19 protein-coding genes are annotated in these 25,048 nt (G+C 48.0%); 14 read left to right on the top strand and 5 right to left on the bottom strand.

Going from position 1 to position 25,048, the window contains the following annotated elements; genetic code table 11:
• The first annotated feature begins 385 nt into the window (after positions 1 to 385).
• From Q7V32_RS20350 to Q7V32_RS20335, 4 genes are all read left to right on the top strand, one after another.
• Positions 386 to 730 carry a hypothetical protein gene (locus Q7V32_RS20350; protein WP_304898793.1) on the top strand — a complete coding sequence of 115 codons (345 nt, stop codon included), beginning with the start codon at positions 386 to 388 and terminating at the stop codon, positions 728 to 730.
• A gap of 175 nt (positions 731 to 905) precedes the next feature.
• Positions 906 to 2,594 carry a multiheme c-type cytochrome gene (locus tag Q7V32_RS20345; RefSeq protein ID WP_304898792.1) on the top strand — a complete coding sequence of 563 codons (1,689 nt, stop codon included), beginning with the start codon at positions 906 to 908 and terminating at the stop codon, positions 2,592 to 2,594.
• Entirely contained in the window at positions 2,594 to 3,610 is a 1,017-nt protein-coding gene (haoB, locus tag Q7V32_RS20340; RefSeq protein ID WP_304898791.1) for a hydroxylamine oxidation protein HaoB, read from the top strand. The genes Q7V32_RS20345 and haoB overlap by 1 nt, the downstream gene beginning before the upstream one ends.
• 540 nt (positions 3,611 to 4,150) lie before the next feature.
• The gene (locus Q7V32_RS20335) at positions 4,151 to 4,558 is read left to right on the top strand and encodes a BLUF domain-containing protein (RefSeq protein WP_304898790.1); all 408 of its coding nucleotides are present in this window, start codon (positions 4,151 to 4,153) and stop codon (positions 4,556 to 4,558) included.
• A gap of 59 nt (positions 4,559 to 4,617) precedes the next feature.
• Here Q7V32_RS20335 and Q7V32_RS20330 read toward each other — a convergent pair whose 3' ends face one another.
• Positions 4,618 to 5,559, bottom strand: coding sequence for a hypothetical protein (locus Q7V32_RS20330; protein WP_304898789.1), 942 nt, complete (start codon positions 5,557 to 5,559; stop codon positions 4,618 to 4,620).
• A gap of 351 nt (positions 5,560 to 5,910) precedes the next feature.
• Complete coding sequence (locus Q7V32_RS20325) at positions 5,911 to 6,054, bottom strand: hypothetical protein (protein WP_304898788.1); 144 nt, start codon at positions 6,052 to 6,054, stop codon at positions 5,911 to 5,913.
• 68 nt (positions 6,055 to 6,122) lie between these two features.
• On the opposite strand from Q7V32_RS20325, the gene Q7V32_RS20320 reads away from it, so the two are divergent.
• The 6 genes from Q7V32_RS20320 to Q7V32_RS20295 all read left to right on the top strand — a co-directional run bounded on the left by Q7V32_RS20320 (position 6,123) and on the right by Q7V32_RS20295 (position 14,444).
• Complete coding sequence (locus Q7V32_RS20320) at positions 6,123 to 8,903, top strand: type I restriction-modification enzyme R subunit C-terminal domain-containing protein (RefSeq protein WP_304898787.1); 2,781 nt, start codon at positions 6,123 to 6,125, stop codon at positions 8,901 to 8,903.
• Positions 8,900 to 11,026, top strand: a complete 2,127-nt coding sequence (locus Q7V32_RS20315; RefSeq protein ID WP_304898786.1) for a DUF559 domain-containing protein — start codon at positions 8,900 to 8,902, stop codon at positions 11,024 to 11,026. Before Q7V32_RS20320 ends, Q7V32_RS20315 begins: the two co-directional genes overlap by 4 nt.
• Entirely contained in the window at positions 11,023 to 12,132 is a 1,110-nt protein-coding gene (locus Q7V32_RS20310) for a YhcG family protein (RefSeq protein WP_304898785.1), read from the top strand. The genes Q7V32_RS20315 and Q7V32_RS20310 overlap by 4 nt, the downstream gene beginning before the upstream one ends.
• Positions 12,129 to 12,863, top strand: a complete 735-nt coding sequence (locus Q7V32_RS20305; RefSeq protein WP_304898784.1) for a class I SAM-dependent DNA methyltransferase — start codon at positions 12,129 to 12,131, stop codon at positions 12,861 to 12,863. The genes Q7V32_RS20310 and Q7V32_RS20305 overlap by 4 nt, the downstream gene beginning before the upstream one ends.
• Positions 12,842 to 13,585 carry a class I SAM-dependent DNA methyltransferase gene (locus tag Q7V32_RS20300; protein ID WP_304898783.1) on the top strand — a complete coding sequence of 248 codons (744 nt, stop codon included), beginning with the start codon at positions 12,842 to 12,844 and terminating at the stop codon, positions 13,583 to 13,585. Before Q7V32_RS20305 ends, Q7V32_RS20300 begins: the two co-directional genes overlap by 22 nt.
• 250 nt (positions 13,586 to 13,835) lie before the next feature.
• Positions 13,836 to 14,444 (top strand): TetR/AcrR family transcriptional regulator, encoded by a 609-nt coding sequence (locus Q7V32_RS20295; RefSeq protein ID WP_304898782.1) that lies wholly within the window; start codon positions 13,836 to 13,838, stop codon positions 14,442 to 14,444.
• A 10-nt stretch (positions 14,445 to 14,454) separates the two neighbouring features.
• Here Q7V32_RS20295 and lplT read toward each other — a convergent pair whose 3' ends face one another.
• On the bottom strand, positions 14,455 to 15,609 hold the full coding sequence (gene lplT, locus Q7V32_RS20290; protein ID WP_304898781.1) for a lysophospholipid transporter LplT: 1,155 nt from the start codon (positions 15,607 to 15,609) through the stop codon (positions 14,455 to 14,457).
• 27 nt (positions 15,610 to 15,636) lie between these two features.
• Entirely contained in the window at positions 15,637 to 17,796 is a 2,160-nt protein-coding gene (locus Q7V32_RS20285) for an AMP-binding protein (RefSeq protein WP_304898780.1), read from the bottom strand.
• Positions 17,797 to 18,491: 695 nt separating this feature from the next.
• Here Q7V32_RS20285 and Q7V32_RS20280 point away from each other — a divergent pair.
• The 4 genes from Q7V32_RS20280 to Q7V32_RS20265 all read left to right on the top strand — a co-directional run bounded on the left by Q7V32_RS20280 (position 18,492) and on the right by Q7V32_RS20265 (position 24,549).
• The gene (locus Q7V32_RS20280; RefSeq protein ID WP_304898779.1) at positions 18,492 to 19,577 is read left to right on the top strand and encodes a TRAP transporter substrate-binding protein; all 1,086 of its coding nucleotides are present in this window, start codon (positions 18,492 to 18,494) and stop codon (positions 19,575 to 19,577) included.
• Positions 19,578 to 19,614: 37 nt separating this feature from the next.
• The gene (locus Q7V32_RS20275; RefSeq protein WP_304898778.1) at positions 19,615 to 20,496 is read left to right on the top strand and encodes a fructosamine kinase family protein; all 882 of its coding nucleotides are present in this window, start codon (positions 19,615 to 19,617) and stop codon (positions 20,494 to 20,496) included.
• A gap of 187 nt (positions 20,497 to 20,683) precedes the next feature.
• A complete protein-coding gene (gene rapA / locus Q7V32_RS20270) occupies positions 20,684 to 23,452 on the top strand; it encodes an RNA polymerase-associated protein RapA (RefSeq protein WP_304898777.1) in 2,769 nt (922 codons plus the stop codon).
• 242 nt (positions 23,453 to 23,694) lie between these two features.
• Positions 23,695 to 24,549 carry an HDOD domain-containing protein gene (locus Q7V32_RS20265; protein ID WP_304898776.1) on the top strand — a complete coding sequence of 285 codons (855 nt, stop codon included), beginning with the start codon at positions 23,695 to 23,697 and terminating at the stop codon, positions 24,547 to 24,549.
• Between the two features lie 145 nt (positions 24,550 to 24,694).
• On the opposite strand, the gene Q7V32_RS20260 is transcribed toward Q7V32_RS20265, so the two are convergent.
• Positions 24,695 to 25,036 (bottom strand): DUF2782 domain-containing protein, encoded by a 342-nt coding sequence (locus Q7V32_RS20260; RefSeq protein ID WP_159652820.1) that lies wholly within the window; start codon positions 25,034 to 25,036, stop codon positions 24,695 to 24,697.
• Positions 25,037 to 25,048 lie beyond the last annotated feature (12 nt).

Genomic DNA, 25,048 nt, shown 5'->3' with positions numbered 1-25,048 from the left:
CAAAAAAGATGGTATCTGCTCACCCCTTCCCATTTTATTGGGTGTAGGTGCTTGATTTCAAAGGACGCATGAATACATCCTTGTAGCTCTCTGCAACATCCCTGTTGCAGAAGCCTTTTCAATCAATCACCTACACCTTCTATTTCAAGCGGGCGAGTAGTTACAAAAGATGAATGGTGAAGTTAGATAAAAAATATTAGAATAACAGCGACATACAGGTTGTTTCTAATAAACTATTTAGAAAAGTGATTCACCGCATCAGAATAAAGATGCGGCACATTCATTTTTAGTGGTTTTTGTTTATTGGATAAACGGTTGACTACTACCGATATGCGGCCGCTGATTAAACACAGCGCCTTGAATCATAATTGAATGAAGAGGTTTTATGACTGACCCAAAAATATCATTTGGCAATTTGCCCGGCGAGAAAGAGCTGGATCTCGATTTGGATGGCGGTGCTGGCGCTTTTTCTAAAAAAGAGCCCAAAATGAAATGGGAGATGGATGCGCCGGTATTTAATACCGTGGCAAAGAACGATCCTCATCCAGTATCGTTAGATCTTAAATCACTGGAATATAAAGAAAAAATTCAACCGGTGGTTGAATTTAATGAAAAAGAAACGCTTCTAAAAGAATTGCTTAAAGAGAAAGATAAAACGATTGAAGCGATGAAAGAGATCATCGATGTGCAAAGAAAATTGATCGAGCAATTACAGACAAACCGGAGTTAACGAGACGTTGAGCAGAGAAACCGGCCTTTACTTTTTATTGGATAGTCGTCAATCCGGATGCCCGCATTATTGGAAATTTGTTGACGCTTGTTTTAATGAGCGGAAGATTGCGCTAAAATAAGTTTCGATACGAAACAAAAATCTAAAAAACGACCTTTACTGAGGGGGTACTGCCATGAAACATAAGCTGCCTAGCTTGTTGTTGACCTTATTGTTGACAGCTATTGGATTCAGCCAAATCGGAATTGCCTTAGCGCAAGGCCCCGATTTTGAACAAATCAAGAAAAATTATTATGACTCTCACCCGGGTAAAGGTTCTCACGGGAAATATTGGGAGCCGATTCCTATTCAGAAATATTGGAATCCCAAAGATTTTTATACGCCTCCCAAAACGGTACAAGGCGAATTCGATCGCGACAGCTGTATCGGTTGTCACCAATCAACCACCCCCGGCGCTTATCATGCCTGGAAAAGCAGCAGTCACAGTGACTTGAATGCAATCCGCAATCTGCCTGACAGTAATGTCAAAGCTTATAAAAAACAAAAACTTGCGGATGTGGAAGCCAATCTGGTTAAGCAAGGTGTACTGGAGAGCGGTCAGCAGTTGAGTCAGGTCGGTTGTATCGACTGTCATGGCGGCGTTGGCAAAGACAAGATCAATCACTCTGAAAATCTGGTAATGCCGGATCGCGCGGCTTGCGGAACTTGCCATGTCGGCGAATTTGCCGAAGCCGAATCCGAAAAAGAGCAGGAATGGCCGCAAAAACAATGGGGTAAAGGTCATCCTTCCCATGCCGTTGATTGGGATGCGAATGTCGAGAACACCATTTGGGCCGCGATGTCCCAGCGTGAAGTCGCCCAAGGTTGTGATATGTGTCACTACCAGCAAAACAAATGCGACGGCTGTCATACCCGGCATACATTCTCTGCCGCTGAAGCCAGACAACCCGAAGCTTGTGCCACGTGTCATAACGGCGCGGATCACAACGAATTTGAAAATTTCATGACGTCCAAGCACGGTACCCAGTATCAAACCCTGGGTAAAGCGAATTGGAACTTTGAAGTGCCTCTGAAAGATGCCATCACCAAGGGCGGCTATACGGCGCCGACTTGCCAATTGTGCCATTTTGAATACAAAGGTGAGTTTTCTCATAACCTGGTTCGCAAAGTGCGCTGGGCTTTCAATCCAACGCCGGCTATTGCTGACAATTTGAGTCATCCTTGGTTTGAAGAGCGTAAACAGGCTTGGGTGGAAAGTTGTTCAACCTGTCACTCGGCCAGCTTCGCAAAAGCCTATCTGGATGCGGCTGACAAAGGCACGATACAAGGTCTGGAAGTTGAGCAAGAAGCCAAGAAAGTGGTAGAAAAACTGTATAAAGACGGTTTGCTGACGGGTCAAAAAACCAACCGTCCGGCACCTCCTGCACCTGAAAAAGATGCAGCAGGCGGCTTCTTCCAGTTATTCTGGGCCAAAGGTAATAACCCAAGCCATGTGGAAAGAGTTTATGCCAACATGTGGGAACATGATGTCATCAAGCACTACAAAGGTATTTTCCATGCTAATCCCGGAGGTTTTACCTACACCGAAGGGTGGTCTGAATTACTGAGCGATTATGCAGAGATAATGGATGAGGACACGCGTTTAAGAGAAGCGGCGGCCGCTAAAACCACTGCTTCCGAGAAAGGGACAGCTACGGCTGCATCTTCCAATGGATCAAACAGCAGCAATAATGTCCTGATGAGTGCCATTTTACTGATCGTCTTGGGACTGGGTGTGGCCTATATCGTTCTTAAGCCAACTCGCACCGAAGAAGACGAGGCGGTTGAAGAAAAAACATCGGAAACTGACAAAGATTCCGTCTAATGAAAAAGCAAACAAGGACCGTTTCACTTATAGTCTTAAGTTTGGCGTTGCTGGTCTCCGGCAGCGCCCTGCTTTATAAGGAACTGTCATCATCCAAGGAGAGCGTCGATCAGGACGCTCTGTCGTTTATTCAAACATCAGAAACCGCAGTGGATCTCAAGGGGAAATTTCCGGCTGATGCGGTTAATCGATTTACTTTTCAGGAAGACGGCAAGGATGCCTTCAATCTGTTAGTGGCTCAATATAAAGATCGGGGCGGCGCGGCACAAAGCGCAGTCCTGTTTCCTGAAGAAAAGAGCGCCTCCGAGCTTGTAACGACGCAAACCGGGGTAAGGCAGAAGATTTGGCAGGCAGCGGCTGAGGTTATTGCCCGTCATGCAGAAGATGATGCCTTGATTGTCAGTTGGTGGGATGACGGACAACGTGTTCATTTCCTGAGTGGAAAGGACGCCTGGATTCGTAAACCGGCCAAAGAAACCTTTAAAAGCCCTGTCTGGAAAGCTGTTAAAGATCGTCTGGTTGAGGCCAATCAGGACGAGCAACAGCGATTAACCAAAATGGCGGGCTGGTTGACGATGGACAGTCAAAAGGCCTTGGCTGAAATGGCCAATTACTTTGGAAAAAAACGACCTGTTTATATCGTGGTGAGCAATGATCTGCTGTTAAGACAGGCTGAATTTGCTGACTATGGTGGAATCAGAATTCCTTTAATCGTTAAAAACTTCCCGGTGGGTAACAACCTGCATGGGGATATTGCTCAGGTTAAACGCTGGTCTCAAGATGAAGGCGAAGGAAATTATCTCGCTCAAAAAGAAAACCGGTTCTATCGGGTTTGGACCGTTAAAAAAGAGTCCGGTGCAGACAACAGCTTATTGGTCAGGCTCTTGCCCTTTGTGGATTCATTAAAAAAACTGCCGGACGGTGTCAATTTAATTTATCAAACAACGTGGGGCGGTTTTCTGTCGGTTTATCAGCTGGATCAGGACGCTATCAAAAGCTCGAATGCAGCGCATTAGGTCAGCAACTCTCAGTTTGTTTTTTCGGCATCATTTTGGGCTGGGGAAAGCCTTTTGAGGACCGCCGTAAACCCTTCCATGGGGGCTTGGCAGCAGCATCCCTGCTGCCGACATCCTCAAAAAGCTTCCCCCAGCCCTTTTTTCCTTTAAATTGAGAATTGCTGGCATTAGGTCATAAAGCCATCGCATGAATTGATAGTCGGTATTTTAGGAGCGGGCCATGCTCGCGACCGAATATGGTTCAATTGCGGGCATGGCCCGCTCCTACAAAATACGCTTAACTTAACGGCATTGCCGCACAGGTTGGATTGGCTGGGAGAGCCTAACCAAGCACTGAATAATTACCCGCATTTTCAACTTTATCAAACAGGCCGCTTGACTGTTTTACTCAAGGGCACTTTTTCTGTACCCGATTAATTTCTGGTACAAATTCCGGGAACTCGTCATAATTTGTTCAAGGCGGGAATGATTTAATAGGTCAAAAAACGCAGGACCTTCGCTGGATTATAAGTATCTGTTTTTAAAAAGAGTTAATGCAGAATGATTCGACTTCTCTATTTTAGTAACGCCATGCCTGGACTGTCGGATGACCAGGTCCGGAACATCCTTCAGTCGTCTCGAAAAAAAAACCCAGTCATAGGCGTCACTGGTGTTCTTATCTATGGCGGTGATATGTTCATGCAGGTCTTGGAAGGACCTGAGCAAGCAGTGCTCAGGTTATATGTTAAGCTCCTGGATGATCGAAGGCATAGCAACAGCCAGATCGTGCAGATGTCATACGCGAAGGAAAGGATGTTTCAAAACTGGTCTATGGGCGTCATCAAGACCAACCCTTTGAAATTTGAGCACATCAAAAAACTGCTGGATCACCGGCTTGAAGCCGTTCATGCCGAGGTCTTTGCAGAAACAATGCGCGAGTTTGTAAAACAACTGAATGCCGAGCATTAATCCTAGGCCCGTGTCTATCGATTAAGTGAAAAAATCTTTATTGGTGCGCCTCCACGTTTTCAATTCTTGCTGGCTTTTAAACTCAGGTTTTTAATAATTTCTTCCAAAGGCACTAGATTCAGTTTGATTCTGAACAGAATTTCCTGATTATCCAGCACGCCATAACATTCGTAAGTGCGCAACATGATGCTGGTGTTATTCAGCGTATTATTTTTGGATTCCGGCAGTTGCTTGACCAGAATATACACTTTATCGTTATTTTTGAGCTGTTTGATCAAAAAACGGTCAACCGAAATATCATGCGAGGTATAGACCATTGGGTTTGCCTTGAAATCGTGATTCTCAAGCTGGGCTTTTTCCAATAGAACGCCCGAAGTCAAACTGCAGGGAAATATTTCAGGGTAGTGGGCAAAATGGGCCAGTTCGTCGAAATAGTCGGATTGCTCAACCAACGATCCGGACAGAAAATTTTTGACATTGCCATTCTGCAGCCATTTACGCATCAAAAAATAATCCGTGCCCGGCACCAGGGTTTTATCGGCAACCGTATTCAGATCCGGCAAATTGCTTAAATCGGTATCGCCGAGAAACAGCGGCGTTTGTGTTTCTTTTTTATAGCCCAGCAAAATGGTTTTGTTTTGCGATTTGATCATGACACGATTCGTCAGCGTCAAATGGGGAATGGTGGTGATCAGGGTTTTTTTGATTTCCAGTGAGAGTTCCTGACGCGGCCTCAAAGCGTTGACGAAAATTGTCTGATAATTACTGAAGCGCAGTTGCTTGTCGGCAATGATCTGGTCTTCATAATGCGCCTCGCGGTACAAGCGCATCTGATATTCGATCAGCGTATTTAACTGAAAACCCAGCACAATCGGTCCTTTAAACGGATTATGAGTAATCTGCAGCCATCTGTGCTTGTCGTGAAACAGGTTAAAGTCGTCCGAGGCATTTCGGGCAACTTCGATGTGGATTTGTTCAAAAGTAAACAACTGCTCTTTCATTCGTTTAGGGTCGCCTTAAAGCCGGTTTAACGCAGAGTATGATGCAAGATACCGATAAATACCATGGATTATAGCCACGGTTCGGGTCAGCCAAGTGGTTTGGCCCTCATCAAAATACCCGGAAATTCAGTTGGGTTAACGCTGAAATGAATCTACTTGAAAGCCTGTTTTTTTTCATTTAAGGCCAGTAATACTCAGTTTGATCTTTTCGGCGCCATTTTGGGCTGGGAAAACCCTTTTGAGGAACGCCGTAAACCCATCCATGCGGGCTTGACAGCAGCATCCCTGCTGCCGACATCCTCAAAAAGCTTTCCCCAGTCCTTTTTTCTCTTCAAATTGAGAATTGCTGATTTAAGGCCATTCCGAAGGCCGGGAGTAACGGTTAATGGTAGAATGGCCCAAAATCACATGCCAGGCATGTTTCAATAACAGACGGCTCACATACCCTTTGACGATCCCACAGCAAAAATGGATGTCACTCAGTCTTTCACTCATAAAGGAATCAATGCCTCACTGACTTGGCTTAGCGAGCATGCTTCCACTCAAACTGTTAGGTGTTTGCAATGACTCCCGAAGCCAAAGCCCGCCAGGAAATCGACCACAAACTGGCGCAAGCCGGTTGGCTGGTGCAAGATATGAAACAGCTCAACCTGGGCGCTGCTCAAGGCGTGGCGGTGCGTGAATATCCCACCGACACAGGCCCTGCCGATTATGTACTGTTCATCAATCGGCAAGCCGCCGGAGTAATAGAAGCCAAACGCGATGAAACAGGCGAAAACATTACCACCGTCGAAGACCAAACCGCCCGTTACGCCAACGCTAAATTAAAATGGCGTAAAGACAACACCCCGCTGCCGTTCCTATTCGAGAGCACCGGCCAGATCATTCGCTTTACCGACCAGCGCGACCCGGCACCGCGTTCCCGCGAGATTTTCCATTTCTTCAAGCCCGAGCAATTGGGCGAATGGTTGTCTCAGCCGGATACGCTGCGCCGCCGCTTATGCGCGGCCATGCCGGAGTTACCCGTTCTTAACCTGCGCGAATGTCAGGTCAGCGCCGTCACTGGGCTGGAAAAGTCCCTGGCCTGCAACAAGCCGCGTGCACTGATACACATGGCCACCGGCGCGGGCAAAACCTTTACCGCGATTACTTCGGTATACCGCTTGCTTAAATTCGGCGGCGCCAAACGTATTCTTTTTCTGGTCGATACCCGCAATTTGGGCAAGCAGGCGCATCAAGAATTCATGGCTTACACGCCGCCCGACGATGCGCGAAAGTTCACCGAGCTTTATAACGTGCAGCGCTTATCCAGTAACAGCATTGATCCGCATGCCCAGGTTTGTATTTCCACCATTCAACGCATGTACTCGATTTTGTCCGGCGAAGCCATCGACGAATCGATTGAAGACGTTTCGCTCAACGAGCTGCAACAAACCGGCAATCAAACCAAGCTGGTGCGTTACAACCTGGCAGTGCCCATCGAAAGCTTCGATTTCATCATCATCGACGAATGCCATAGAAGCATCTACAACCTGTGGAAACAGGTGCTGGATTACTTCGATGCCTTCCTGATCGGTCTCACCGCCACCCCGGACAAACGCACCTTCGGCTTTTTCAACGAAAACATCGTCGCCGAGTACAGCTACGAACAATCGGTAGTCGATGGCGTTAACGTGGGTTACGACGTTTACGAAATCATCACCGAGGTTACCCAAAAAGGTTCGATACTCAAAGCCAAAGAATGGGTCGATCACCGTGACCGCCAGACCCGCACGAAACGCTGGGCGGAAACTGAAGCCGATACCGCCTATACCGGCAAAGAACTGGATAACTCAGTCGTCAATCCCAGCCAGATTCGGCAAGTGATTCAGGCGATGAAAACCGCCGTTGAAACCGAGATATTCCCCCAACGCAAAGAAACGCCCAAAACCCTGATCTTTGCCAAAACCGACAGCCATGCCGACGACATTATCAATTGGGTGCGCGAGGTCTACGGCCAAGGCAACGCATTCTGCAAAAAAGTCACCTACAAAGCGGAAGAAGACCCGGATAGCATTCTCAGCAGCTTTCGCAACGACTACAACCCGCGCATTGCCGTTACCGTGGATATGATCGCCACCGGCACCGACGTCAAACCTTTGGAAGTCTTGCTGTTCATGCGCGATGTGCGCAGCAAGGGCTATTACGAACAAATGAAAGGCCGGGGCGTGCGCAGTTTGGGTTTTGATGACCTCAAACGCGTCAGTAACAGCGCCGACAGTGCTAAAACCCGCTTTGTACTGATCGACGCGGTGGGCGTGGAAAAATCCTTAAAAACCGAATCGCGGCCTTTGGAAAAAAAGCCCGGCGTGGCGTTAAAAGACTTGATGCAAGGCATCGCCATCGGCCATCGCGACGACGATACCGTGTTAAGTCTTGCCAATCGGCTGATTCGGTTGGACAAACAACTCGATGCCAAAGCGCACGCGCGCATCACCCAAGCTTCTGGCGGCATAGCGCTTAACCAATTGGCAAAAAACCTCGTCGCTGCCGTCGATCCTGACCAAATCGTGGCCACCGCTTTAGCCAACGCACAAGCCCAAGGCATTACCCGCAGCGAAGACACGCTGACCGAAACGGAAATCGAAGCCGCTCGTAACCAACGCGTTGCCGCTGCCTGCGCGGCGTTTGATAGCCCGGAGTTACGCGAACACATCGAATCCGCTCGCCGCGAGCGTGAACAACTGATCGACCACCTTAACCTCGATCAAACCGTATTTGCCGGTTACAGCGAACAAGCCCAGGCTCAAGCCGAAAAACTCATCCAAACCTTTGCCGAATACCTCCTGCAACATAAAGACGAAATCGCCGCCTTGAGCTTTTTCTATCAACAACCCTATCACCGACGGCAACTGACTTACGACATGATCGAAGACCTGCACGATGCTCTAAGCCGTCCACCGCTGATGTTGACCACCGAACGCCTGTGGAGTGCTTATGCCCGCGTCCAAACCAGTCAAGTCAAAGGCGCGGACCGCAAACGCCAACTGACCGATTTAATCGCCTTGGTGCGCTTTGCCATCGGCCTGGACAGCGAACTCAAACCCTTCAGCGATCAAGTAGATAAACGATTTCAGGAATGGATCTTCCGCCACAACGCCCAGCGCACCACGGCGTTTACCCCCGAACAAACCGAATGGCTGCGTTTGATGAAAGACCACATCGCCAGCAGTTGCAGCATTAGCCGACAGGATTTTGATTATGCGGAATTTGCAGATAAAGGCGGCTTGCAAAAGGTTTGGGGCGTGTTTGGCAAGCAGTTGGATGAATTAATGGATGAGATGAATCGGGAGTTGGTGGCGTGAGTGAATTTAATAAAGATCTGCCTACAACTTGGTTAAAAACCACACTTGATCAGATTGCGCTAATAGAAATGGGACAATCGCCCGAATCTAGATTTTATAACGATAATGGTCAAGGATTACCTTTTTATCAAGGTAAAGCAGAGTTTGGGGAAATATACCCAAAGGTTCGAAAATGGTGCTCTAATCCCAATAAAATAGCTGAAGCAGGGGATATTTTAGTCTCTATTAGAGCGCCGGTAGGCCCAACCAACATTGTTCAAGCTAGGTCATGTATCGGGAGAGGTTTAGCATCTGTACGCGCAATTACACCAATTAATCAGCGTTTTCTTTTCTATTTTTTTCGACACATCGAAACGTGGCTTTCGGACCAAGGCACGGGTTCTACCTTTGCAGCAATCAGTGGACAATTTCTAAGACAAATTGAATTTGTATTGCCTCCAATTGGAGAACAAACCCGCATCGTCGAAAAACTGGAAGAACTCCTCTCAGACCTTGATGCCGGCGTCGCTGAACTTAAGGCTGCACAGAAAAAACTGGTGCAGTACCGGCAATCGTTGCTGAAAGCCGCAGTGGAAGGCAAGTTAACTGAGCAGTGGCGCAATAATCGATATGCGGCTTCTCTCCAATACCTCACCGATCAAGAGAGAGACGCTACTGCAAACGATACTGCCGCCAACACTCCCCTCTCCCCTCGTGGGAGAGGGGTCGGGGGAGAGGGGGCGACAACCTCCGGATTACCCCGCAGCGCTTGGCTTCGCGACCGCGCCCGAGAATTACGGAAAGCGCAAACGCCGCAAGAACAAGCCTTATGGCAGCAACTGCGCGCTAAACGCTTTTCCGGTTTCAAATTTCGCAGACAGCAAGTGATTGGCCGTTACATTGCTGATTTTGTTTGCTTTGAGCAAAAGCTGGTGATTGAACTGGACGGCAGTCAGCACAGCGACACCAAACAGGCAGACGCGCAGCGTGATCATTGGCTGAATGGGCAGGGTTTTCGGGTTTTACGCTTTTGGAATAACCAATGGCAAAGCCAGCAAACGGGTGTGCTGGAGGCGATTTGGCAGGCTTTGCACGAGGAAAAGCCCTCGCCCCCTCTCCCCAACCCCTCTCCCACGAGGGGAGAGGGGCTTAGTCTTACCGCCGATGTGGATACAGAAGGCAGAAGCGGAACGCAACCGGATGCGTCTTTTTACCATGATCAGAGAGGGGCTGGAGAAGCGGTTGAATCCGGCGCGCAATTATTGGAACGCATCCTCAAGGAGCGCCGCGCCCGCTGGGAAGCCAAGCAACTGGCTAAATTCCAGGAGCAAGGCAAGATCCCACCCAAAGGCTGGCAAGACAAATACTCCGAGCCGGTTAAGCCGGATACCCGCGATTTGCCGGAATTACCGGAGGGTTGGGTTTGGGCAAGTGTTGACCATTTACTTTCAGAAATCGAAACGGGAAAAAGTTTTAAATGCGAAGAGCGCCCGCCTCAAGGTGATGAAGTAGGGATAGTTAAAGTCAGTGCTGTGTCTTGGGGAGAATATAACGAACAAGAAAGTAAGACTTGTCACGACGAATCGATGATCCGTAGCGGCCTTTTTGTCAAACCAGGGAATTTTCTTTTCTCGCGGGCTAACACCATTGAGCTTGTTGGGGCTTGCGTTATAGCAAAAAGCGTTACAAAACGAATAATGCTGAGTGACAAAATTCTTCGATTTCTATTGGTGCACGATGAGTTGGCCGTGTGGTTACTCACGCTATTGAGAAGCGAGTTAGGGCGCTATCACATCGAACGGTTTTCATCGGGCAATCAAGAGTCGATGCGAAACATTGGTCAGGAGCGAATCAAGCAAATTCCGGTACCATTGCCTCCAATGTCAGAAATTCAGCATGCCACTCAATTGCTTGATGAAGCTAATGAAGCTGCGAAGGCGCAAGAAATAGCCATTGCTGTAGCCCTCAAACAATCCGCCGCCCAACGCAAAAACATCCTGAAAGCCGCTTTCTCCGGTCAGTTAGTACCCCAAGACCCTGACGACGAACCGGCCAGCGTATTGCTCGAGCGGATACGCGCCGAACGGGCCGCAAAGCAAACAGTCAAAACCCCTAAAAAACGAACCACTAGAAGCACATCATGACCGAACTAAGCCAATATCCGGCGTTGTTGTCGGAAATCAAAGCCCAGATACAAGCCGCACAAAGCCGCGCTATGCTGGCGGTTAATGTCGAGTTGGTGCGGCTTTATTGGCATGTGGGTCAAACACTGCATACACGACAAGCTCAAGCGGGTTGGGGGGCGGGCATTATTCCGCGTTTGGCGCAGGATATTCGTAATGAATTACCGGAGGTTAAAGGTTTTTCGACGCGTAATTTGGATCGTATGTTGGCTTTTGCAAGGGCTTATCCGCAGCCACAGGTCTTTTCGCCACAGCTTGTGGCAAAAATGGCCTGTGTGGAAATAGTGCCACAGGCTGTGGCGAAAACTGCCGATAAGGAAAGCGTGCTGTGGCAACTACCTTGGGGACATCATGCGCTGCTGCTGGAAAAGATTAAAGACCTTGAGGTGCGCTGCTGGTATTTGGGGCAAACCTTGGTTCAAGGCTGGAGCCGCAACACCTTGGCCTTACAAATTAAAGGCCAAGCCCATGATCGCCATGGCCAGTTAATCAATAATTTTGCCGAGCGATTGTCATCCCCACAATCCGATCTAGTCCAGCAATCCTTAAAAGATCCGTATATTTTTGACTTTTTAACCCTGGAAGCAGGTTTCCATGAGCGTGAGTTAGAAGTCTATTTGGTGGCGCATATCGAAAAGTTTTTATTGGAACTGGGCCAGGGATTTGCATTTGTCGGTCGGCAATATCATTTGACGGTGAGAGATAAGGATTTTTATCTCGACCTTTTGTTTTACCACCTGAAATTGCGCTGTTATCTGGTGATTGAACTCAAGCGCGGTGACTTTAAGCCGGAATATGCCGGCAAGCTGAATTTTTATTGCAATGTTGTTGATGACAGCTTGCGTCATGCCAGTGATGCACCGACGATTGGCCTGATGCTGTGCCAAGATAAAGATAATTTTTTGGCGGAGTATGCCTTGCGCGGCATCGACAAACCGATTGGGATTGCCAGTTACGAGCTTACCCGATCATTACCGACAACCTTACAAAGTGCATTGCCCAGCATCGAGAGCATCGAAGCCGAGCTGAATAGCTATGCCACTGCCGAGACACATCCTGAATCATGAACACCTCTTCTCTCGTCCAAAAAGTCTGGAATTTCTGCCATACCCTGCGTGATGACGGCGTGGGTTATGGCGACTATCTGGAGCAACTGACTTATCTGCTGTTTTTGAAAATGGCGCATGAATACGCGCAAGAGCCTTACAACCGCGATACCCATATTCCAGCCGGTTACGATTGGGCGGCATTGCGCAGTAAAACCGGCGAGCCGTTGGAAGCGCATTATCTGGCGACGCTGCACACACTGGGTAACGGTCCGGGCATGTTGGGGGCGATTTTCTTTAAGGCCCAAAACAAAATTCAGGACCCGGCCAAACTGTCGCGACTGGTGCAGATGATTGATGCGGAAAGCTGGGTGGGTATGGATGCCGATACTAAAGGCGATTTGTACGAGGGATTGCTGCAAAAGAACGCGGAGGACACCAAAAGCGGTGCGGGGCAGTATTTCACGCCGCGAGCTTTGATTCAGGCGATGGTGGAATGCGTGCGTCCTGAACCGATGAAAACGATTGCCGATCCGGCTTGCGGAACCGGCGGTTTTTTTCTGGGCGCTTATAACTGGCTGACCCGGCCAGGCAACAATCTGGACAAAAAACAGAAAGAGTTTCTGCGGCACAAGGCTTTTCAAGGCAACGAAATTGTGCCGAATACCCGCCGTATGTGTTTGATGAATCTGTTTCTGCATAACATCGGCGAACGGACGGCGAACCTGCAGTGGAACGCGCCGATGCTTTGATTGCTGATTCCGGCAAGCGTTTCGATTATGTGCTGGCCAATCCGCCGTTCGGTAAGAAAAGCAGCATGACGATTACCAACGAAGAAGGTGAGGAAGACAAGAATGCGTTGACCTATGAACGCCAGGACTTTTGGGAAACCACGTCCAACAAACAGCTCAATTTTTTGCAGCATATCGTCACCATTTTGAAGCAGGATGGTAAAGCGGCTGTGGTGTTGCCCGATAACGTGCTGTTTGAAGGCGGGGCGGGTGAAAAAATTCGCAAGAAGTTACTGGAAAACTGCGATGTGCATACGTTGCTGCGGCTGCCCACCGGCATCTTTTACGCGCAAGGCGTTAAGGCCAACGTGCTGTTCTTTGATGCCAAACCAAAAGACGGCAACGTGCATACTCAGGGCGTATGGATTTATGACCTGCGTACCAACAAACATTTCACGCTGAAGACCAAAACTCTAAAGCTGGACGATCTGCGGGATTTCATCGATTGCTATAATCCTGAAAACCGTTATGAACGCAAGGAAACCGGGCGTTTTAAGTATTTTACTTATGAGGATCTGATCGCCCGCGACAAGGCCAGTCTGGACATTTTCTGGCTCAAGGACGATAGCCTGGATAATCTGGACGATCTGCCGCGGCCGGATGTGTTGCAGCAGGAAATTATTGAGCATCTGGAAGCAGCGCTGGCGGCATTTAGGGATGTGGCGGCAGGCTTGCAGCGTTAAGCGGCCGCGAAAATCCATCGTGAAACCACCAATGAAGGAAGTCTTCGCTGAACGATATCAATCCAGGATTTAAGATCATTGATTTTTTTGACGGGCTTTGGATTTTGCCTGATTGAACCGATTAAAAGCTGCCCTTTGGCTATACTCTTGAACTCAAGAAGGAAAATACGGGTCTACCCGCAACTTGGCTAGACGTTATGGAGTGGATGGTTAAGAAGCGTTCAAATAAATTAATCAAAAGAGTATTGAAATGGCAAGACGAAGCGAGCACAGTCAGGAAGAAATAAAAGATATGGTATTGAAAGCCGCCGAGAATATTGTGATAGAGGACGGTTATGGCGAATTGAAGGTTCGCAAAATAGCGATGGACATCGGCTATACCGTCGGTAGCGTCTACATGGTTTTCGATAACATGGCCGATCTGATCATGCACCTTCAGGCACGAACCCTGGATGCGATTGCTGAAGCGCTGACACAGGGTAGTCAGGAGCGGCAAGCGGATCAAAAAGTGATCGCCTTGGCTAAAGCTTACTTGACGTTTGCCAGTGAGAATTTTAATCGCTGGGCCATGTTATTCGAGCATCGTTTGTCGGAAAGCGAAACACTGCCGGATTGGTACACCGTTAAAATCGAAAGACTGTTTCAAATTCTGGAAGAACCTATGCGGCAAATGGCGACCGGATTGACTGAACATCAGATCAAACAGGCGGCCAGAGCTCTATGGGGTGGCATCCATGGTGTCTGTTTGCTGGCGCTGACAGGTAAAATGGACACCGTGGGTGTAGAAGATGCCGAAGAAGCCTTGTTGTTATTGGTTGAGAACTTCATGTTAGGCTGGGAAGCCAGCGGCGTAAAATAAGGCCGATTTTTTAGGTTTTCTCAGGTAAACGGATAGACACCAGAAACGTCACGATAAACACCAGTACACCCAGCCAGGCCATGGCCAAAATCGGGCTGACATTCAAAGAGGCGGCATAGGTGTAACCGCCCACCGCTAGCAGCATCGCTGCATTCTGAAAAAATCCTTGTAACGCCACCGCGCTGCCGCTGCCTATGCTTTGTTGCCCTATTTCTTGCAACGCGGCATTGACAGGCACGATAAACATGCCGCCGGACATACCGATCAGGAAAAGAAAGGATCGTGATTCCCATAGGCCGTCCATGAAACTTAATCCCAAAATGAACAAGGCCATCAAATAGGCCGGAATTCGCGCGCGGCGCAGGTGTTCCAGAGGAATCATCCTGGGAACCAACGCTGAGCCGGCAACAATGCCTATTGCCAGAAAAAGGGTGAGTTCGGCGATTTCAGTCGCATTTTTTGATAATAAAACCAGCGGTGCCCAGGCGACCAGAATGACCCGTAAGGTTGCTGCTGCCGCCCAGAACATGGACGCGCCGAGAATGGCAAACCGCGACCGGGGCGTATCAAAAAAGGTGATGATTTGTTTGCCGAACAGCACAATTTTTGAGCCTGGAATTTTTGGGTGTGCTGTTGTGACAGGTAACCATAAAGTTACCAACGCAGATGTCACAAAAAGCGCAATGGTGCCGCTTAATGCCCAGACGGTAGAGAAATCAGCTACTTTGGCTCCTACAATCATGCCGGTCAGGATGGCCAGAATCGTGGAGCCTTCAATCCAGCTGTTGGCTTTCACCAACTGAGCGTGACCGGCCAGTTCCGGCAGTATCCCGTATTTGGCAGGGCTATAGATTGCGGCTCCGGCACCGACGACGCAATAGGCAATCAACGGTTCAAAGTTGAATAGCAGTAAACCCGCTCCGGCGGCCTTAATCAAATTGGCAATGATCAAGACTCTGGATTTGGCTTGGGTATCGGCGAAATTTCCTACCCAAGGACCCAAAACCACGAAGGCAACAATAAATACACTTTGTAAGGCAGGGACATACCAGCTTGGCAGTTCCGTCGAGTGCATCACCATGGCAATGACGGTAAATAAAATCGCATTATCGGCAAATGCCGAAAGAAACTGCGCAATCAGCAAAGGATAGATTTGTTTATGCATGGTGAGTTGCCGGTGGTGACATTAAAATCAAAGAGTCGATTTGGATTGGATGATGCGGTAAGCCAGATCGGTGACGGCCGGATAATTCATTTTTCCGGTCGCCATAACAGGAATAGCATCGACGATAAAAATTTTCCTGGGTAAGGCGATTTTTGCCACACCTTCTGCCACGGCTTCAATGTCTTGGATAACGGCATTTTTTTGCGTAGTTAACAACAGAATCTGCTCCCCTTTTTTCGGGTCGGGAATGCTGACGGCCGCATGCAATGCGCCCGGCCATGCTTTAGAGGCAAGTTGCTCGACAGCGGTAAGAGAGACCATTTCTCCTCCGATTTTGGCGAAACGTTTGCTGCGCCCGCGAATACTGATAAAGCCTTCTTCATCAATATGGACGATGTCGCCGGTGTCATACCAGCCTTTGCCGAAAATGGACTCCGGAGGGACGAGTGTGCCCGGATTATCGGCCAGCAAATAGCCCAGCATGATATTCGGACCTGAGACATGCAGCTTGCCGCCTTCATCGATGCCGGGAATGGTTTCCAAATGATAATACATGTCCGGCATGATCCGGCCGACAGTACCCGGTTTGCAATCCATGGGCGTGTTGACGGAGGTTACCGGTGCGGTCTCGGTTGCGCCGTAGCCCTCCAGAATACGGATGCCGAACTTATCGGCCCATAATTGACGCGTGCCTTCCTGTAATTTTTCGGCGCCTGCAACCACATAGCGAATGCTGTAAAAGTCATAAGGATGGGCTTTCTTGCCATAAGCGGCGAGAAATGTATTGGTGCCGAACATGATCGTTGCGTTGATTTCGTAAGCAATTTCAGGAATGACCGCGTAATGCAGTGGCGAAGGATAAAAGAAGGTCGTCATGCCGCTCATGATAGGCAGCATCGTACCGACGGTGAAACCAAACGAATGAAACATGGGCAGAAAATTCAGCACGACATCCTGTGCGTTGAAATTAATCCGTGATTGTATTTGTTTATGATTGGCTAAAATATTGGAATGGGATAACACCACGCCTTTGGGGGTGCCTTCCGAACCGGAAGTAAACAAAATGACGGCGGGGCTGTCCGCGCTGTATCGCGTGTGTTTATACCAATAATTGGCCGTTTTGCATTTGACATAAGCCTTCACTTTAGTGACTAAGGAGACAGCGCTTGCGATGTCTTCCAGGTAAACCAGTGTCATCTGCCGGCTTAATTGATCGGCCTCATTTTGAAATTTACCCAGTTCGATAAAGCGGCGAGAGGTCAGAACCGTCCTTACCTGGGCGGTGTTACACGCTGACAACATGCCGGATGAACCGGTCGAATAGTTGAGCATCGCCGGGGTGCGGCCATGCAATTGCAAGCCCAAAACAACGCATAAGGTTTTAGTGGAATTGGGCAAAAACACACCGACATTTTCACCTTCCCGGGTGATATCGCGGACCAGATCGCCAATCAGGATAGAACGGGTAATCAGCGAGTCATAAGACAGGGGTTTGCGCTCCAGGTCTTCTGCCACGGTATGTGAGCAGCCATGAATTTTTCTAGCTTCCAGCAATCCTGAAAAAAGTGTTTGCCGGTAATGGCTGGTGGCAAACATCATTTCAGTCATGATGTCGGTCAGAACATGACCGCTGAATTTACGACGATTTTTACCGCGCAAGCTATCCGGCGCTTTGATTTGCGTGGGTGAAAGAATCCTGATGGTGATTTTAGGAAACAGGCGCAATCTGACGGAGTTTCTGAGTCTGGAAAAATGCGTATACTCAGCGCCGTCGATGCGTATCGGTAAAATCATCGCTTCGGATTTGTCCGCAACCATGCCCGGACCGTCATAAATTTTCATCAACGAGCCGGTAACGGTAATTCTGCCTTCAGGGAAAATAACGGTTTTTGTGTCTTTCTTTAAATGGTTGATCAACTCTTTCAGCGACAACGGATGTGTCGGGTCCATCGGAAACACTTGGGATAATTTCAAAAACGGTTTCAACCACCACCGTTCCGATATTTGGGTGTTGATTGCGAACGTAATGTCGTCTGGAAGAAATGCCCCCAGCAGCAAAGGATCCAGGAACGAGGTGTGATTGGATATGATAAGGACTCGATTGCCCGCTTTTTGGTAGTTATCAAGACCCTTGACTTCGACTTTGTAGATAAAGGTCAATAACTTGCGCAAGATTTTTTTTAACATGAAATTCCTCCTGTAGGCATCTTAACAAACATTGCCAGACGCATTGCCGGAAAACTATAACCAATAATTGAACGATGTTCAATTAATAATATAACCCAGCGTATTATAGCTTTTTAGAGTGTCCCGTTTTTTGTCCGGTAATCTGTCCATCGATGAACAAGGATAGTCACGATGTTTGAAAATGACGAGGCGCTAGCGGGTGTTCATTACCATGAGTTGTTTCAATTGAAAGCCGCTTTCAAATTCAAAAAAAGGCTGTTGTATATCGATAGTTTAGATTCTCCTTTTTAAGCCGACCTAAAGCAGCAATTCCCAGCTTGATGATAAAAAAGGGGCGGCGTAAGCTTTGCGGGGATGTCGGCAGCAGGGATGCTGCCGTCAAGCCCCCATGGATGGGTTTACGGCGATCCTCGCAAGGCTTACGCCTCCCCTCGAATCTACATAAAAGTTCAAACTGAGAATTGCTGGACCTAAAGGCTTATCGCGCGCGTAGCTAGCGGCTTGTGATAAAGTAAGCAAAATTTTGCTTTTGCATTATTACTTTAATGGTAAGAGCAGGAAAGGAACAGTAAGTGACCGGGATGATATAACTGAAGCAAAAGGCGCCTAATAGATAGGGTTCTCTTTGGTTGTACGTTATAAAACTCACGTTTTTTGGCTTTAATTCAATCGCATCAACGAGTAACGGTAGCATTATGAAGAGGCGCAACTTTATTAAATCGGCCGGCATAGCCTCCTTGGCAGCAGGTGCAGTATCGATTTCCGCTCCCCGTGCCGCGATGGCGCAGGCCGAGTTCAATTGGAAAATGGTGACAACGTGGCCGAAAAATTTTCCAGTACTGGGGACAAATGCCAATTTGTTGGCCGGTTTAATTGGTGAAATGAGCGGCGGCAGGATACAGGTAAAAGTGTATGGTGCTGCAGAAATGGTTCCCGCGTTTGAAGTCTTCGATGCGGTTTCCAAAGGTACCGCAGAATTGGGTCATTCCGGCGCCTATTATTGGAAAGGCAAATCGGAAGCGGCGCAATTTTTTTCCGCCGTGCCCTTTGGTTTGACTGCGCAGGAAATGAACGCCTGGCTTTATTACGGCGGGGGTTTGGAATTATGGCGGGATTTGTATAAACCCTTCGGTATAATTCCTGCGCCAACCGGTAATTCGGGTGTGCAAATGGCCGGCTGGTTCAACCGCGAAATAAAAACGGTGGATGACCTGAAGGGTTTGAAAATGCGGATTCCCGGCTTGGGTGGTGAAGTGCTGAGCCGTGCCGGAGGCACTACCGTCAATATGCCGGGCGCAGAACTTTTTACAGCGATGCAGTCGGGTACGTTGGATGCTACTGAATGGGTGGGGCCTTATAACGATTTGGCGTTTGGATTATACAAAGTCGCCAAGTTTTACTACTACCCGGGTTGGCATGAGCCGGGTTCGACGATTGAAGCCTTGATCAATGAAAAAGCGTTTAATGCTTTGCCCAAAGATTTACAGCAGATTGTTTTAACAGCGTGCAAGGCGGCCAATATGGATATGATTGCTGAATTTACCGCGCGTAATAATCAGGCGCTGGATACGCTGATTAACAAGCACAGCGTCAAAGTGCTGCCATTACCGGATGACGTGCTGAAGACATTGAAGCGTATTTCAGAAGAAGTCGTTGCTGAGTTATCCGATAAGGATGCGGCGTCTAAAAAAGTATTCGAATCAGTCATGGCGTTTAAAAAACAAGTCATACGCTGGGGCGATATTTCTGAACTGGCTTATTTAAAGGCCAGGGCGCTTTAAAACAAAAATTTAATAGAGGACAGAAAATCCTGAGCTTATGAATTGGGATCCTATAACTCAACACCTTGAAGCCGTCATTGGCCAGCCGGTCAGGATCAGTCGTGTGCAAGCCATTGCCGGAGGCGACATTAACGCGGCTTACCGGCTGCAGGCTCAAGATGCAGCCTATTTTGTCAAATTGAATCGCCCTGAGCGCGAGGCCATGTTTGCTGCTGAATTTGCCGGGCTTGAGGCGATGGCTGCGACCCGAAGTGTCAGAGTGCCTGTGCCGATTACTTATGGTCAGACAAAGGAATCTGCATTCATTGTGCTGGAATATCTGGAGCTCAATCATAAGTCGAACCAAGCCGATGAACGCCTGGGGCAGCAACTTGCTACCCTGCATTTGCAGCGGCAAGCTTATTTCGGTTGGCATCTGGATAATACGATTGGCAGTACGCCGCAATTAAACGGGCAATACGATGACTGGATTACTTTTTGGCGAGAGCGCCGTTTAGGGTTTCAATTGCGATTGGCGGCTGAAAACGGATATTCAGGCAGTCTGCAAAGAAAAGGCGAGCAATTAACTGCGTCATTGCCGGTTTTCTTCGACACCTACCAGCCCAAACCCTCTTTGTTACATGGTGATTTGTGGGCTGGTAATGCGTCGGCTGACAACCTGGGGCAACCTGTTTTGTATGATCCGGCCTGTTATTTTGGGGATCATGAAGCCGATTTGGCCATGACCGAGTTGTTCGGCGGTTTCAGCGCCGGTTTTTACGCGGCGTATCGTGAACTATTTCCAGTGGATGCAGGTTACGCTCAGCGAAAGATTCTCTATAATCTCTACCACATTCTCAATCATCTCAATTTATTTGGTGCCGGTTATTTGAGTCAGGCCGAATCAATGATGTCGCAGCTGCTTGCTGAACTTAAATAAAGGAATTTTGCCGCTTATGATGGATCTACCATTGCTTGCTAAAAATAATCGTAGCTATCAACTTGAATAGCTATTAATAATCTTGTGTTCACTGACATTTAAATAATCCAAAGTTAGTTAAAGCAAGTGATTCACAGACAAATTCCCCACACTCATTTTTATTACAAGATTACTGTTTTAATCAACCATGAATGAATTTATTCCCGGCCAGCGCTGGATTAGCAACACCGAGTCAGAATTAGGTTTAGGTATCGTCGAAGAGGCTGCATACAATCGCGTCAGTTTATTGTTTCTCGCCACCGGCGAAAAGCGACTCTATGCGCAGGATAATGCGCCATTGACGCGCGTTAAATTCAGCGTGGGCGATGTCGTAGAGTCCGCAGAAGGTCAAAAAATGACCATCACCGGTCTGGCTGAAAAAGGCGGATTGATCACTTACTTTGGTCGTGATGACGGTCATCAGGAAATGGAGCTGGAAGAAATAGAATTAAGCCATCATATCCAGTTCAATAAACCCCAGGATCGATTGTTTACCGGACAATTTGATCCCAGCAACTGGTTTCAACTTCGTTACGAAACTTGGCGGCATTTACAGCAGCATCAACAATCTCCGGTTAAAGGCTTGCAAGGAGCCAGAGCTTCGTTGATTGCGCATCAGCTTTATATTGCGCATGAGGCTGCAGGACGTGCTTCACCCAGAATTATGCTGGCTGATGAAGTGGGCTTGGGTAAAACGATTGAAGCCGGCCTGATTTTACATCATCGTCTGGTTAATGGTTTGAGCCGGCGCGTGCTGATTATCGTGCCGGACAGTCTGCTGCATCAATGGCTGGTGGAAATGGTGCGGCGGTTTAATTTGCGCTTCAGTTTGTTCGATGAAGAGCGTTGCCTGGAAACACATGAAGACAATCCGTTTATGACGGAACAGCTTATTTTGTGTAGTCAGGGCTTTTTTTCAGCGTATCCAAAACGCCAGCAACAAGCGCTGGCAGTCGAATGGGATATGGTGATTGTTGATGAAGCGCATCATCTGGAATGGAGCGAAGACGCGCCAAGCCAGGATTACCTGTTTGTCGAACAATTAGGGCGCATTTCACCCTCGCTGATTTTATTGACGGCAACGCCCGAACAATTGGGCAAGCAGAGCCATTTTGCTCGGTTACGCTTACTGGATCCCGATCGTTTTTATAACTTTACCGCGTTTTTGGAAGAAGAGAAGCAGTTTGAGCCGGTTGCAGAAGCTGCAAAGTTATTGATTGAGGCTCAGCCTTTATCAGAACAGGCCAGGAAAAATTTAAGCCATTTACTTCAGAACGACAATGCCGGCAATCTGCTTAAACAGTTAGATGATCCCGATCTTGCAGATGCAGCTCGGTCCGAACTGTTAAAAATCCTGTTGGATCATCACGGCACCGGGCGGATTTTATTCAGAAACTCCAGGCAAACGGTCAAGGGCTTTCCCGAGCGCCAGTGCCAGGGTTATCCGTTGGAAGGTCAAGTTACCGAAAAAATGGAAAATGACCCTCGCTATTTATGGCTGGTCGATACCCTCAAATCGCTGCGCGGCAAAAAAGCGCTACTAATCTGTAAAAAAGCTCAGACGGCCATTGAGCTTGAGCACAGTTTAAAAACCCGCGCCGGCATTGCCGCTGCTGTGTTTCATGAAGGCATGAGTATTATCGAACGCGACCGGGCAGCGGCCTATTTTGCGGATGAAGAAAGTGCGGCGAGGTTGTTGATTTGTTCGGAAATAGGCAGTGAAGGGCGCAATTTTCAGTTTTTGCATCATCTGATCCTTTTTGATTTGCCGACTAATCCCGACTTATTGCAACAGCGTATTGGGCGTTTGGACAGGATTGGCCAACAACACGTGATTCAAATTCACATTCCTTATATCAAAGAGACGCAAGATCATTTTTTGTATCGATGGTATGACGAGGGTTTGAATGCATTTCGAGTCAATTGTCACGCGGCGCAACAAGTTGCGGATATCCTTACCAAGGAATTGACTGCGGTCTTACAGGCGTTGAATGAGGCAGAGCTGGATCGGTTGATCACCAAGACCCAGACATTGGCCACGGAAATAGACATTGAACTTCATAATGGCAGGGATTTGTTGCTGGAGTTGAACTCCTGCCGGAAAGAATCGGCTCATCAACTTATCGACCAGTTGCAAGCCATAGACAATGAAGGAACGCTTTGGCCGTACCTGGAAGATATTTTTGATTGTTATGGTGTGGATATAGAATTTCATTCCAATGATTGCCATATCCTGCGGCCTAGTGAACATTTACGCCTGGCCCATTTTCCGGGGCTTCCTGATGATGGCATAACCCTGACGACCAGCCGGGTCATTGGTCTGGCGCGTGAAGATTTGCAGTTTGTGACCTGGGAGCATCCCATGGTGACTGCATCTATGGACATGGTGTTATCCAGTGAAACGGGTAATGCCGCAGTCAGTGTGGTCAAGCTCGATCAAGTCAAGGCGGGACGGTTTTTTCTGGAATGCCTGTTTGTCGTTGAATGTAGCGCGCCCGAATCGCTGCAGGTGAGGCGGTTTTTGCCTTCTGCGCCTATTCGCGTGTTAATCGATCAAAATAAAAATGATGTCACGAACAGCATTCTGCACGAACAGATCGTCGATTCGGGGGTTAAATTTGATAAAAGGCAAATCGTGGCATTTCTCAATAATCAACGTTTGCCCATTACGCATTTGCTGAATCTGGCGGAACAAAAAGCAACTCTTGAAATGAACGCAATGATTGAGAGAGCGACTCTTCTGATGTTGACTACCTTGACGTCTGAGATTAAAAGGCTGGTCAGGCTAAGGAAAGTGAATCCCTCGATTCGCGAAGAAGAGATTGAGCAGTTAAAAGACTTTACCGAACTGTTACATGAACATATTCAAGAAGCGAAAATTAAGCTGGATGCAGTTCGTTTTGTAATTACAAGCTAAGCTTATGCCTTCAATTCTATTTTGACTGGTAAAAGTATCTCCGGCCATTCTGAACTTGTCTCAGGATGGCAGCCGGTTTCTCTTGATACGATCGGGTTTATGACCTTTCTTTTTTTACTGGAACAGTGTGTTTAGATGACGATTATTGGCTTGCTGAATGATAAAGTTCCAAAACGATTCCTCGAAAAAATCAGTCTTGCTGCCTTTATTAATAAAATGGTTAGCGGGAAATAAGGCCATATATGGAAAATAATCCTGTAGCAGAACACATTGCGCATCATCTGAGAATTCCGGTGTTACCCAACTCTGCTTTGCAACTGATAAAAGCGCTTACCAGCGAAGATATCGGTTTCCGGGAATTATCCAATGTCGTCAACCAACACCCCAGTATTGCCGCGCGTTTGTTGGCTTTAGCCAATTCAGCCTGGGCTGCGCCGTTAGTGCCGGTTCTGACGGTGGAAAATGCGTGCGCACGTTTAGGCTTAAATGTCGTGCGCAGCGTCAGTCTGGGCTTAGCCGTTATTGCGCCGTTTAATACAGCCAATTGCCCCGCTTTCGACTTAAAGCAATTTTGGGCCAGTAGCATGCTGGTAGCGGAAGGCTCAGGATTATTAGCCGCCGGTGTGTCGGGCTACGAAAAAAACTCGATGTTTCATCAAACGGCCCAAACGGCGGGCCTTCTCCACAACTTGGGCTTACTGTGTTTGGCCGACGTGATGCCCAAAGAAACGCATGAGGCTTTTCAGGCAGTGAGTCATGATCATCTGACCATTATCGATGCGTTGCGGCTTAAAGCAAAAACAGACTACTGTGAAATTGGTTCACTGGTCGGCAATGCTTGGGGATTGCCGAAAGTATTTGTGGTTGCTATGGGGCATCATCACGAAGCCGCTTATCACGAGGAATTTTGGCAGGTTTCAACGCTGGTAGGTTGTGTTGTTCACGCGGTGCAGCATTTGTTTGATGGCCTTGAAATGTTGCCCGATGAACCTCGTCTCACTGAATTGGCTGTCGATCCTCAATACTATGGTGAGGTCTACGAAAAGCTGGGCGCAAAACTCAACAAATTCCAGTCTATGGCCAATGACTTATTCTGAGGCAATTCATGTGACCGGAAGTTTGGGTTAGCTCTTAGAACTAAACTCAACAATCGAAGTATCCACGTACCTAAAAGTCTATCTCTTGGGTTACGGCTATCGCCAAACCCAAGGCGAAATATTTACACCGGATAAATGTGGATAATCAATTCCATTCCAGAATTTTCCACTGATTGATATTGATGCCTTCACGGTCCAAATCAGTTCCTCGCACATCCATATTGCCATCGCGATCGGTATCGATCAGATAATAAGCCGGTCCAATATCAGGTATTACTTTAACCATGTAAAGCTGACCGTTTATGCGGTATTCTTGTATGGTTTTTTTTCCCTTACGAATAATTGTAATATCCGGCTCCATGACTTCGCCGCTTTCAACCGGCATCGGCGGTTCGGGGGGTTCCGGGACAGAATCCAGAATGGGTGGAGGCTCCGCCAGCAGAAAAGCCGGATAGACAAGCAGACTTAACAAGATCAAGGGGCGCATAGCATTCAATCG

The sequence above is a fragment of the Methylicorpusculum sp. genome, assembly GCF_030651835.1.
Lineage (GTDB): Bacteria > Pseudomonadota > Gammaproteobacteria > Methylococcales > Methylomonadaceae > Methylicorpusculum.
Note: the sequence above shows the minus strand (reverse complement) of the source record. Positions and strands in the feature narration are given on the sequence as shown.